Source organism: Halobacillus sp. Marseille-Q1614 (genome assembly GCF_902809865.1).
Lineage (GTDB): Bacteria > Bacillota > Bacilli > Bacillales > Halobacillaceae > Halobacillus_A.
The window spans coordinates 3,407,248-3,420,143 of the sequence record NZ_CADDWH010000001.1; the positions used below are offsets into that span (position 1 = coordinate 3,407,248).

At 42.9% G+C, this 12,896-nt stretch carries 10 protein-coding genes; 4 read left to right on the forward strand and 6 right to left on the reverse strand.

The window, feature by feature from the left end:
* The first annotated feature begins 150 nt into the window (after positions 1-150).
* Positions 151-1,317, forward strand: coding sequence for a TraB/GumN family protein (locus tag HUS26_RS17160; RefSeq protein WP_173918891.1), 1,167 nt, complete (start codon positions 151-153; stop codon positions 1,315-1,317).
* A 55-nt stretch (positions 1,318-1,372) separates the two neighbouring features.
* On the opposite strand, the gene HUS26_RS17165 is transcribed toward HUS26_RS17160, so the two are convergent.
* The 3 genes from HUS26_RS17165 to HUS26_RS17175 all read right to left on the reverse strand — a co-directional run bounded on the left by HUS26_RS17165 (position 1,373) and on the right by HUS26_RS17175 (position 5,425).
* A complete protein-coding gene (locus tag HUS26_RS17165) occupies positions 1,373-4,153 on the reverse strand; it encodes a pullulanase (protein ID WP_254434229.1) in 2,781 nt (926 codons plus the stop codon).
* Positions 4,154-4,425: 272 nt separating this feature from the next.
* On the reverse strand, positions 4,426-4,569 hold the full coding sequence (locus HUS26_RS17170) for a hypothetical protein (protein WP_173918260.1): 144 nt from the start codon (positions 4,567-4,569) through the stop codon (positions 4,426-4,428).
* Positions 4,570-5,014: 445 nt separating this feature from the next.
* Positions 5,015-5,425: a DUF4395 family protein gene (locus HUS26_RS17175; protein ID WP_173918261.1), complete on the reverse strand. Its 411-nt coding sequence runs from the start codon at positions 5,423-5,425 to the stop codon at positions 5,015-5,017.
* A gap of 153 nt (positions 5,426-5,578) precedes the next feature.
* Here HUS26_RS17175 and HUS26_RS17180 point away from each other — a divergent pair, with 153 nt between their 5' ends.
* Positions 5,579-6,412, forward strand: a complete 834-nt coding sequence (locus HUS26_RS17180; RefSeq protein WP_173918262.1) for a YihY/virulence factor BrkB family protein — start codon at positions 5,579-5,581, stop codon at positions 6,410-6,412.
* A 400-nt stretch (positions 6,413-6,812) separates the two neighbouring features.
* Positions 6,813-8,072 carry a M48 family metallopeptidase gene (locus HUS26_RS17185; RefSeq protein ID WP_173918263.1) on the forward strand — a complete coding sequence of 420 codons (1,260 nt, stop codon included), beginning with the start codon at positions 6,813-6,815 and terminating at the stop codon, positions 8,070-8,072.
* A 150-nt stretch (positions 8,073-8,222) separates the two neighbouring features.
* On the opposite strand, the gene HUS26_RS17190 is transcribed toward HUS26_RS17185, so the two are convergent.
* The 3 genes from HUS26_RS17190 to HUS26_RS17200 all read right to left on the reverse strand — a co-directional run bounded on the left by HUS26_RS17190 (position 8,223) and on the right by HUS26_RS17200 (position 11,081).
* Positions 8,223-8,822, reverse strand: coding sequence for a response regulator transcription factor (locus HUS26_RS17190; RefSeq protein WP_173918264.1), 600 nt, complete (start codon positions 8,820-8,822; stop codon positions 8,223-8,225).
* Positions 8,819-9,952 (reverse strand): sensor histidine kinase, encoded by a 1,134-nt coding sequence (locus tag HUS26_RS17195; protein WP_173918265.1) that lies wholly within the window; start codon positions 9,950-9,952, stop codon positions 8,819-8,821. The genes HUS26_RS17190 and HUS26_RS17195 overlap by 4 nt, the downstream gene beginning before the upstream one ends.
* Positions 9,953-10,037: 85 nt before the next feature.
* Positions 10,038-11,081, reverse strand: coding sequence for a fatty acid desaturase (locus HUS26_RS17200; RefSeq protein WP_173918266.1), 1,044 nt, complete (start codon positions 11,079-11,081; stop codon positions 10,038-10,040).
* Between the two features lie 193 nt (positions 11,082-11,274).
* On the opposite strand from HUS26_RS17200, the gene HUS26_RS17205 reads away from it, so the two are divergent.
* Positions 11,275-12,693: a YfcC family protein gene (locus HUS26_RS17205; RefSeq protein WP_254434230.1), complete on the forward strand. Its 1,419-nt coding sequence runs from the start codon at positions 11,275-11,277 to the stop codon at positions 12,691-12,693.
* Positions 12,694-12,896: the final 203 nt, after the last annotated feature.

A 12,896-nucleotide genomic window follows, 5' to 3' on the forward strand; every position in this document is an offset into this window, starting at 1 on the left:
CCCCTTTGCTTTTTTGTAAAATATTAATATCACCGTTTACTATATACTAAAAGAATGAACGAAATAAATTCTCATTTAATTAAATCTGGTTTACTATATAAATAAGGAAGAATATCACAGAGATGTTCAAAAGGAAGGTTATGCATGTCGATTAATGAAGAGAACATTACACGGATTAATTTAGACGATAAAGAATTAATTTTAATAGGGACGGCCCATGTCTCTAGACAGAGTGCGGAGCAGGTCAAAGAAGTCATCGAATACGAACGGCCGGACTCTGTATGTGTGGAGCTCGATCAGCAGCGCTATGAATCCATCAAAGAAGGCAGCCAATGGAAAGAAACCGATATTTTTAAAGTGATTAAAGATAAAAAAGCCACGCTTTTATTAATGAACCTGGCGATTTCTTCATTCCAAAAAAGGATGGCCAAACAGCTTGGCATTCAGGCCGGCCAGGAAATGATCCAAGGCATCGAATCAGCGGATGAAATGGGGGCTGAGCTCGTGCTCGCCGATCGAAATATCCAGGTTACGTTTTCCCGCATCTGGGGAAACCTTGGCATGGGTGGCCGGGCGAAGCTGCTCACACAGATTTCATTAAGTATATTTAGTAACGAAAAGATCTCTGAAGAAGAATTGGAAAAGTTAAAGACTCAGGATATGCTGAATTCGATCTTGCAGGATTTCTCGGATAACTTCCCGCGTTTGAAAAAGCCGTTAATTGATGAGCGGGATCAATACTTATCTCAGAAAATTAAAAATGCCCCCGGGAAGAAAATCGTAGCCGTATTAGGGGCGGCCCACATCCCCGGCATCAAGGAAGAAATCCATAAAGAGCATGATTTAAAGAAACTGACAGCAAAGCCGCCAAAATCAAAGGTTCCAAAGATTATTGGCTGGTCCATTCCTGTGGTGATTCTCGCGATTATCGCCTATACGTTTTATACAAACCCGGCAGCTGGAACCCAGCAGACCATCAGCTGGATTCTTTGGAACGGATCGTTTTCAGCTTTAGGAGCGGCTGCAGCTTTAGGACACCCGCTAGCTGTGCTGACAGCTTTTGTAGCGGCGCCAATTACTTCGTTAAATCCGCTGCTTGCTGCCGGCTGGTTTGCAGGGGTTGTCCAGGCTTATTTCCGCAGGCCGAATGTCAGCGATTTTGAAACACTGTCTGATGATGTTACAAGTGTCAAAGGGTTTTGGGATAATAAAGTAACCCGTATCCTGCTTATTGTCGTCCTTGCTAATTTAGGAAGTTCCCTTGGAACAGTAATAGGCGGGGCAGATGTTCTGCGCCTGTTTTTCGATAACCTTTAAAATACACATAAACAAACACAAAGAAGCTCCCATAACCTGGGAGCTTCTTTTGTCATTATTTCTTATTCGGCTTTTCGCACGGGTTATTGCCCTTGCCGCGATCTTCACACTTCACAACAATGGTTGTCAGCGGGTCTATCTTTATCTCTTTTTCATTTTTAGAAAAACCGGTAGGATCATTTACTTTATTCACGCCGGCTTCATCGTCATCGACTACCACTTTTCCCGGTGCTAAATTATAATCATTCATCGTAAGTGTTCTTGCTTTATTATCTGCATTAACAAATACAAAGTAGTTTCCTGTGTTGTCTGTAGACTCAGCTTTGTAGGCAAGTACTAAATCATTTTCTTTAATCTCTGGCACCTCAAGCCTTGTGACATTGGAATTCACTTCTTCCATAGTACCTAAACGGAAAGCGTTCGTTGACCTGCGAAGTTTGATCAAGCCGGTTGTATATTCACGCGTGATCGTATGAATCGGGTACTTTTTCGCATTTGATGCTTTCTGCCAGTCGATTTTATTAATTGCATCAGAAGAATCATAGGAATCATGAATGAAATATGGGAAGTTAAATGGATTTCCTTCCTCATCCTCCATATAAGTTGATTTATAAGGTGCTTCTTTCGTTTCAGCTCTAAATTGCTTTGTCCGGCCGAATTCCTGTCCGGCGTGAAGGAAAGCTGTACCTTGTGAGGTTAACACCATTGAGTTGCCGAGACGGATGCGTTTATGGATTTCTTCCGCATGCTTGTCTGGATCTTTTTTAATCGATTGGGCAATCACGTCATGCAGTGTTAAGTTATCGTGAGCAGCAATATAAGTGACTACATCTCCAGGATCAGATGCTTCAAAATTGTAAGGCTGGGCCTTCATGTTATCGAAAATCTGCTGGATGTTCCGAGCGCCTCCTGTGATAAAGCGAGGCTGACCCTCAATTCCAAATCCCGATTTCAATTCATTTCGAAATTCGTCAGAGAATACGCTGACACTGTCTGTATCGATCATCCAGTCCTGATCTGCAGGCTGTACACCGCTGCTGGTTTCATCACCTGCAAAAGTTCTCCAGCCTTCTCCAATCATGAGGGTATTCGGATTTAACTTCACGGCTTCATCATAAGCTGTCTGAATGCTCTTGGCGTCATGATCCCCCATCATATCAAATCGGAAGCCGTCCACCTTAAATTCATCCACCCAATACTTAATTGAATCCACCAGTACTTTACGAGACATTTCATGAGTTGTTCCTAGTCGTCCGCCGCCAAAACTCGTACGAGGACTCCCATCTGCATCCATAAAGTGATAATAATTAGGAACTAAATCTTCAAAAATATTTACATCGGCTGTGTGGTTATATACTACATCTAAAATAACACCCATATCACGTTTGTGAATTTCATCAATTAAGTGCTTAAGCTCCTGTATGCGAAGTTCCGGGTCATCAGGGTTCTCGGAATACATACCGGTTGGTGAAAAGTAGCTCTGCGGGTCATAGCCCCAGTTGTAGTTATTATCCTGAGAATCATAGGTAAGCATTCTCTCGGCACTTGCCGTTTCATCTGCAAAGTAATAGCTCATTACGGGAAGCAGCTGGATATGAGTGACCCCTAGGTCCTCAATATAATCGAGTTTTTCAATAAAAGCTTCAAATGTGCCAAATTGTGAAGACAGCTCGTCCTCTATGCTTGGATCTGAAGTGAAGTCACGAACATGAACCTCGTAGATAATAGCGTCTTCCCGTTTTTCATAGCCTTCGATATCAGCATAATTCAGTTCAGGACCGATGTCTGAAGGGTTGACGATAGCTGCTTTTCCAATTGTATCGCTGGCATCGCTATTCCATGCAGCCATTGACTTAGCATAAGGATCTAAAGCTAATTTAGTTTCACCATTACGCTCTATTTCCAGATGATAGTAATAGCCGGTTAAATTGTTAATCCCAGTGTTTTCTTCATCCAGCTTCACAGACCAGACACCACGGTCACCAATCTGCATATCTACAGTTCCTGCTGCTTTATCCTGGTTGTCTTTATCGTAAAGTTTAACAGCCACTCGATCGGCACGAGGAGACCAGAATTTCAAGGAAGCACTCCCGTCGCTATTAAGCTCAAGTCCCAGATCGTCGTCATAGCCATATTTTTCGTCAATATAGCGCCAGCTTACGTTAGCAGACACTGATTTTTCTTTAAATGTTGCCTGGTAAGGAGCCAGTTCTTCATTGAATGCTCCTGTTATTATTACTTTTCCGTCTTTAAGAATTTCAATATTTTTATAGGGGACTTCTTCTTCATTTTTGTCCATAATCCTCAGCTCTTCACGAATCGTATCTTCATCGAGTCCTTCTGAAGAAGAGAAATAAATTTCGATGGTTTGACCGTTGACTAACTGTGCTGATTTCATCTTAATTTCTGGAAGGTAGTCAGGATTGGTATAGACGGTATCATCTCCCTCACGAATATAGAGGTCGTCGTAATCATCTACATTACTAAATATTTTGTCGTTTCCATCTTTGTCTCCAGACTTTGTATTAACAACGACTAAACCAAGGTTTTTTGCTTCCTCTGCTAATTCTACGTCCATGTATGCTCCTTGTTCCCCAACCTGTTGTTCTGAAAAGTTAGAAGCACCGGTCGGCCATGGTCCCGACTGGTCGGAAGGAGCAGCCACATCTTCAAAAAGCCAGAGCCCCCAGTCTTCATAATTATCATCTTCCCGATCGTAGTGGATACGAACCGTGTCTTCAGAAGCTTCGGCACTCGTGGAGTCCGCCGAAAAAAATGGAACAAGACTTAACCCAAGAACTGCAGCCAATACTGGATAAAATTTTTTCTTCCGCAATAGAACCTCTCCTCTATAATTTATGAAACCGCTTGCATTAATTATAAGTTGAAATGTAATTAAATAACAATAAGATTTAATAGGGTTTTTAATAGATAAGACTTAAGTAGTGCAATTACTTCACACAACAATTAAGCAAGCGTTTGCACAAAAGAAAAAATGCTTATCTGTAAAGGATTAGGAGATTTAGGGGTGAAGCTGCTGTGAAAGGTTTCTATAACATAAGTAATGGATATTTTTGAGTGGAAATAGACCTCGGGACCTCGGGGCCTTTAAATTTTAGCGAGGGGATTTACAGTGGCAGCAGCATTTATGACAGCAATGTTTTTTCTTAGGTCTTTTTTTAGCTGTACAACAACGTTGAGAAAAAGAATCGAGTTTGTCCTGATGTTTAGGTCTTTCTCTTTTTTTCCCATCCATTGTCATTCCTCCCTTCTCTCTATCTTATTCCTTGGTGGCTGGAAAGGTTTGTACAAGAGGCAATAAACCCATCGGCGACTGCGGGGAAGGGGGAGCCTGGTCCCCCGGAAGAGCTGCGGAAATCGAGTGAACAGGAAGTCTCTGAGCAGCCAGAGGAAGAAGCGGACATAGAAGAAGCAGAAGCAGTCACTCTAAAGAAGAAATCCCTCAGGAAAGCCTGAACTCCGTAAGCGCAAATAAAAAAGATCTTCTCCCTCGAGCTAAAACCACTTGCTTTTTTCACGGACTAATGCCCGAGCATTCTCGTGAAAACCTCACTGCTGGGTCTCGGATCGCTCTCGAGGTAACTGAAAAAGACTCTGCTTCATCTGCCTCAAACTGCCTGGAAGAAGTAGAGTCTTTTTTGTGGTCTGACTAATTAGACAAACTGAAAAAACTTTTTCAGACTTGGTCACGCTTATATTTCCACATCATATACCGGTAGCGTATCGTGCAGCCTATGCAGTACCCAAACAGTGCAGCGCCCGCCGCTGCAATTACCATTATGCTGAAAGCCGATCCAATAATCACCGACCACTCAGTAAAAATAAACAGCATAGACAGGCCCAGGCAGATAGTAGCAATCCACTGATTGAAGAGCTGCTGATCTCTGTCTTCCGCCTCATATTGATCAATCGGCTTTTTCAGAAATTGTTTACCGAGCATGATGACAGGATTAGTTTTCACAGCTACAGTATAAACACCATTGATAAAAGGCAGAAGCAAAAGGGCGGGATGTAAAAGGAGTCCCGCTGCGGCAGTAACTATAATAAACGATTGGTTCAGCTGGACTAGAGGTTTTGGAATACTCATGTAGGCACCCCTTTTTTATAGTTTATTATACAGAGTATTTTACTCGGAATAAAGTTATCAGCATAGCCAATTGTCATTTAATTGCCATGAACAGGTTAGAAAGGAAGAAGAAACGGGGATAGTCTTATACAACATTAGAGGAGGCTTATTTCTATGAAAAAGGTTTTCAAATATGCTAAAAATGTATATTCAGAGTTTCAAAAAGATAATGTTCCCTTACTGGGAGCGGCTCAGGCTTATTACTATTTACTGGCCATTTTTCCACTGGCGATTCTGCTATTATCCATACTTCCTTATCTAAATATCAGTACGGAGCAGGCGATGAATTTTATGCGTGATGCTCTGCCTGGAGGAACGGCGAGTCTGATTGAAGATAATATTATTGAGCTGATTCAAACGCCAAATGGCGGCCTCTTAACAGTCGGTATCCTCGGTACATTATGGTCAGCTTCTAACGGAGTTAATGCATTTATTCAATCATCCAATATTGCTTATGATGTAGAAGAGACCCGTTCTTTTATTAAAGTACGTCTTATCTCTATTTTCCTGACACTTGGAATGATCATTACCATTGCAGTTGCTCTTGCCCTTCCGATCTTCGGGGAGGTTATTATTTCAATGGTCAGCAGCTTCTTAGGCCTGCCGGAACAAACGGTGATCGTGTTCCAAGTGCTGCGCTGGGTGATTAGTATCGTTGTGATGGTCTTAAGTTTAATGGCTCTTTATCATTTCGCTCCTAACAAAACGTTCCCATTTAAAGAGATCGTACCTGGAGCTATCGCAGCAGCCGTTCTTTGGCAGCTTGTTTCCCTGGCATTTTCCTTTTATGTCAGCAATTTCGCAAACTACTCTGCCACATATGGAAGCCTTGGTGGTGTGATTATCCTTATGCTTTGGTTCTTCATAACCGGTATTATTCTTATGGTTGGTGCTGAAATTAATGTCATCCGCCATAGAAGAAAGAAACGAAAAGCCCGTGCAGCATAAAAAAGGTTTACATGCGTGAGATCATTGGAATACGACTTAAAGAAGATAGTGTGAAATAGATGGAGGAGAGTCTTTTTCTGGCTTAGGAACTTCCAAAGAGCGAGGCCCCTTCCACGCCTGCGGAAGAACGAGTGAGCAGAGATCGTCGAGCGTGGGTTTCGTGAGGAAGCTCGGGCGCACGTTCGCGGAAAGGGAAGGGGCCAGGGGCTTTCGCTCCTGGCGGCAAGAAAAAAGCTTGCGGAAAACCAGGGGTTTCTCCACAAGCAGAGAGAGGCATTTAGCCTCTCTTTTTTATGCTGACCATTCAATCGCCTGATCAAATTTTTAAAAAGTGGTATAAATAAAGAGAGAACTCGTACAAGTAGTAATAAGCGGTAAAAAGGCTTGAGGGGGAAGGCGAATGAAAAAACGGTTTATGATCGGCCTGTTTATCTTATTTCCTATATACATTCTGCTCGTTTATTTATATTTATTCCATTGGACGACGCCTGGCGTTCCTGAAGCCTATCAGGGATCGGCAGCAGATCCGGCGACATTTATGACGGGTGAGGAAATCGCGCTCAGCCAGGAATATTCAAGGTATCGGAATTTGCTTTTCTTCATTGGGCTGCCGCTTGAATTATTAATATATCTGGGGATTCTTGTTTTCGGCTGGTCTCCTGTATTTAAACAATTCGGTGAAAAAATCTCTCGTTTTTCTTTCATCAACATTCCTATTTACGTGCTGGTGCTTTCAACAGTGGTATATTTGATCAGCTTCCCGCTCGATTATATCGGCTACCGGCTGTCTTCCGCTTACGGCATTTCAACGCAAACCTTTTCAAGCTGGATGAGGGATGAACTAATCAGCTTCTGGATTGGGTTTATCGTTATGGCTGTTTTAGTCACGGTCCTTTATCTGCTGATTAGAAAAGCTGCTAAGAGATGGTGGCTGTACGCATGGGGGCTGCTAATTCCATTTTTCGCTTTTATGATGTATATCCAGCCCGTAGTAATCGATCCTTTATATAACGATTTTTCAGAGCTGCAGGATGCGGAGCTTGAAACGAAGATCCTGGCGTTAGCTGAAGAAGCGAACGTGCCGGCGGATCGTGTATATGAAGTCAATATGTCGGAAAAAACGAACAGCATGAACGCCTATGTAAATGGGATAGGAGATAACCTGCGTATCGTTTTATGGGATACGACGCTAAACCGTTTAGATGACACGGAAACCCTTTTTATAATGGCTCATGAGATTGGTCACTACGTCATGAACCACCTGTACATGAATTTAACGGGCGTTATTTTCGCAAGCTTTATCGGCCTCTATTTGACATATCGGCTTTTACTTAAAGTGGTACGGAAATGGGGAAATGATTTCGGAGTGAAAAGCGTGTCTGAGGTGTCTTCTCTGCCTGTTCTCTTGGTGCTGCTGTCTGCTATATCGATCGCGGCGACTCCTGTAGAACTGATGATTTCTCGGCAGGCGGAAAAGGCGGCTGACGAGTATGCGATTGAAATGACGGGTGATAGGGAAGCTGCGATTGGTTCCTTTCAACAGCTGACGATTAACGGGCTTAGTGATGTGAATCCGCCGCTGCTCGTGAAATGGTTCCGTTACGGTCATCCGACGATGATGGAGAGGATTCATATGCTTGAGGAATACGAAGAAGAATAAGAAAAAGCCAAAAAGCCTGCCAGCTCTTTGGCTTTTTGGTTTTATTTATCTTACTTCCAGCGGAGGGGAATGTACTCGCTTTTTCGCGGGCGAACGTGCGGGCTTCCTCGTGCGGGGTCTCGCCGGCACCTTCACACTCTCCTTTTTCTATCATTTAAACCAGCCTTTTTCACGAAAGCGGGAAATAGCTTCAATCCGATTCGATACTTCGAGCTTATCTAAAATAACAGAAATGTAGTTCCTTACCGTTCCTGTTGTAATATAAAGCTGCTTTGAGATTTCTTTCGTATCTTTTCCATCAGCCATCAGCTGAATGACTTGTTTTTCCCGTTCGGTTAACGGATTCTCATCCGAAAATGCCATATCGATCAGCTCAGGAGCGAACACCTTTTGTCCTTCCATGATCGTACGTATTGAGTTGGCGAGCTCTTCACTCGGACTGTCTTTTAACAGGTAGCCGCTGACTCCCGCTTTTCGGGCCCGTTCAAAATATCCGGCCCTTGCGAAGGTTGTCAGGATGATGATTTTACATGAGTGGTCTTTCAGTTCTTCTGCAGCGTCAAGCCCGTTTTTCATAGGCATTTCAATATCCATTATACAAACATCCGGTTTCAGCTCCTTAACAAGCTCACAGGCTTCCTCCCCGTTTTTCGCGGTTCCGATCACTTCCATATCGTCTTCTAGATCAAGCAGAGAACCTAGAGCTCCCAACAGCAGTCTTTGATCCTCAGCGATAATTATACGAATCATACCGACTCCTCCTGTTTTTGATGTTGATTGAGGTACGGAACTCGAATTGTTATCCTCGTTCCCTTGTGAGAAGTAATATCCAGGCTGCCATTTACGAATTCCAGACGTTCTCTCATTCCCTGAAGCCCATGGCCTTCCAGGGAGATCTGCTTACTGTTAAATCCGGTACCATTATCCTTAATCTGCATTTCAAAATCCTCTGCCGTCTGCTTAAAGCTTAACTCGCACTCGGTGGCTTTACTATGCTTTACGACGTTTGTTACGGACTCTCTTAAGCACATGCTCAATACATTTTCCACTAAAGGCGGCGGGGAAGGAAGCTGTGTGTGATCAACGCGAAATTTGATTTCAGCTGCTTCAAGCATCTGCTGGACGCGCAGGATTTCTTCTTCAAGCTTCGCGCGCCTCATGTTAGAAACCATCTCGCGGACTTCATTTAATGCCGTTCTAGCGGTTTGGTTGATATCATGAATTTCCTTCTGGGCGGCTTCTGGTTTCTTTTCTATCAGTTTTCCGGCAAGGTCGCTTTTTAAACCGATTAAGGATAGCTTCTGTCCTAACGTATCGTGCAGATCGCGGGCGATGCGCTCTCTTTCTTCCACAACCATAAGCTGGGAGATTTTTTTATTCGCATCTTCCAGCTGTCCTTCGAGCTTCTCGCGTTTAATGCGGGAATACATCGTAAAGGGAAGCAGGATGACACCAATCACACAAATAATTACAAATGGCAGCTGTGGAAATAGGGCTTCATTTTGAGTAAGAAAAACGGTTGTAATGGCGGCAATCGTTGTGACAAGGTGTACGATATATAAAGTCAGGAAGCCGGAGAATTTTTGGATACTTCCGATGAAAAAGGCAAGGAACAGTGCGAAATAGATATATCCGTACAATAGGGTCATCGTAATACTGATCGCCATTTCGATACTTACCCATACATAGACGCTGCGGCTGTGAGAAATAAACGACAGGCGGTAAGATAAGAAAAACAGCAGAATCATCACGATCCCAAAGATGATTTCGATTAATGAAGAAGAACGGAAAATAAAAAAGAAAGGAAGTAAACAAAAGATAATCCATATATAAGTGCTGAGCCCTGTATTCTTAGGGATAATTTGATACCAATTTTGCATGATGTTCTCCTTTTATTGAATATAACCTTATTTTAACAAAAGAAACCCTATTCGAGTAATGAAGAATAGGGTTCCTAAATACTTATTATTTTTCAAAGCTTGTGTTTTTGTGGCTGATCGATACTTTAGGTTCATGCAGACGGTGCTTCACCTCTTTGAAGCTGACAAACGTTTTGTTCTTCGTATCATAGAGGCGGAAGCGGATCGATTTTAAGCTTGATGCCAGCGTAATCGTTGTCGCCTTATGTAAAGGCGGCGTAGATTCATGGGCTTCCTCAAGCTTATAGTTAGGAACTCTTGGGCTTAAGTGGTGAACATGGTGATAGCCGATACTGCCTGAGATCCACTGCAGGATTTTTGGCAGTTTGTAATAGGAACTTCCGTCCACTGCGGCTTTAACAAAGTCCCATTCTTTCTCATCTTCAAAATAGGAATCCTCGAACTGGTGCTGGACATAAAACAGCCAGATGCCAAGGAAACCAGCTACATAAAGAATTGGAAGCTGAATGATTAAGAAAGCCTCCCAGCCAATCGCGAAAATGAGTAAGCTGTAGAGTACGACAATTGAAGCGTTCGTTAAATAAGTGTTCATGCGTTCCTTGCGCTTGGCCCCTTTACGGTTAAAGCGGTTTGTAATACAAAACAGATAAATGGGCCCTAAGCCGAACATAACGAACGGGTTACGGTATAAACGATATGCCAGACGTTCTTTCAGAGAAGCTTCTTTATACTCTTCCACAGTCATAATCCAAATATCACCTGTGCCGCGCTTATCTAAGTTACTGCTCGTAGCGTGGTGAATGGAGTGCTCTCTTTTCCATTTTTCAAAAGGGAAAAGGGTGATAATACCGGTAATTGTTCCAATGATTCGGTTCGCTTTTTTGTTATTGAAAAAGGACATGTGCGTGCAATCGTGAAAAATAATGAAAATACGGACGACAAACGCTCCAGCTGCCATAGCAAAAGGAAGCGAAAGCCATACAGAAACAGATAGGCTTTGATAGGCAAGGATCCATAGAATGACAAAGGGTACAATTGTATTTATTAATTGGAGAATGCCGGCTTTATTATCAGCCTTGGCAAAGGATGCTACGTCTTTTTTTAGTTCTGCCTGTTTACGTTGGCTCATTTCATTACTCCTTTTATACATTTAATAATGTCTTCTAAGCATATAAGAAGCAAAAAAGGATTGTAAGACACAAATGTCAGGTACCGGGTATGACATTTATCATGGGTAGTCAATTTTTAACTAAATTTTGAAAATATTCCGCCAAAACTATATAATGGACACTATCTTTTTTTAGAATGGAGATGGATAGAACGTGGAATTGGGAAAAGAAGAATCGCAGCTTGAGAACCAGAAGGCGAAAAGATGGGAGATGCCTGATACATACGTCATTCTTTTTCTTGTATTATTACTGGCGGTTGTGGCTACATATTTTGTTCCTTCAGGATCGTTTGAAAGAGAAACGGTCAATGGAGTAGAGCGGGTCATACCAGATACGTTCACATCGGTGGATGGAGAGCCGACTGGATTTATGGAAATATTTCTAGCTCTGCAGGGAGGTATGGTCGAGTCTGCCGGCTTAATTTTTCTCGTCTTGTTTGCCGGGGGAGCATTTGAAGTGATCGAAAGGTCCGGGGCGATAAAAGGCGGGATCTTAAGAGCGGTACATAAGACGAAAGGGAAAGAATTCTTTTTAATTGCGATTGTTTCTCTATTGTTTGCCATTGGGGGAGCTGTAGGAGCAATCGCTAATGCCGTTATTCCATTTGTAGCGATCGGCGTGATTATTGCGCGGGCGCTGAAGCTGGATGCAATGGTTGCTGTTGCCATTACGTTTGGGGCCACTTTTGCGGGGTTTAACGTAGGTTTTATGAATCCATATACGGTCGGGATTGCGCAGTCGATTGCCGATCTGCCACTGTTTTCGGGAATGGCGCTGCGTCTTATTGCCTTCGTCATCATCGTTGGCGTAACAATTTGGTACACATGGCGCTATGCGAAAACCATATTAAAAGACCCTGACAAAAGCATGATTGGCATTTTAGATGCAAAAGAGGCATCATCAAAAGATTTAAAAGCCCCGTTTACAGGGAGACATAAATTAATCTTAAGCTTCGTAGGTCTTGCTCTGGCTTTCTTTATATTTGCTACCATTCAATTTAAATGGACGACCGATCATATGGCTGCCTTCTTTATCATTATCGGGCTTGTGTGCGGTATCATTGCCGGCATGAATTACAATAAAATTGCCCTGACGTTTCTTGATGGCTGTCAAAAGCTTGTCTATGGTGCACTGATTATCGGTGTTGCCCGTGCCATTTTAATCGTTATGGAAAATGCACAGATTTTAGATACAGCAGTTAATGCCCTGGCAGTTCCGCTGGAAAGCTTAAGCCCTGTCATGGCAGCACTGGGAATGTTTGTGGCGAACGGACTGATGAACTTTCTTGTTCCTTCAGGGAGCGGCCAGGCGATGATTGCGATGCCGATTTTAGCCCCGCTGGCTGATATGGTTGGAGTTACCCGCCAGGTGGCTGTTCAGGCTTATCAGTTCGGAGATGGATTTACGAACAGTATTTTCCCGACTTCAGGCCCTTTAATGGCGAGTCTGGCCGTTGCCGGTGTTCCATGGATCAAATGGGCGAAATGGATGCTTCCGCTTCTGTTTATTTGGATAGCGATTGCGGTTGTCATGCTGAGCATTGCGGTTCTCATTAATTGGGGACCTGTATAAGATTCTTCGAAAGCTAAAAAGCTCAGAGGTTAAAGCTCTGAGCTTTTTTCTAATTTACGAACCTAATACTGTCATTCCTCACCATCAACCACCACACCTTTCCTCCATACACGGCCCCTTTATGTTATTTGAATTTCTTAAAATATCGCCAAGGTCTTTTTATTTTTGAGCTTTTTCGACATAATAAGAGTAACTATTCATTC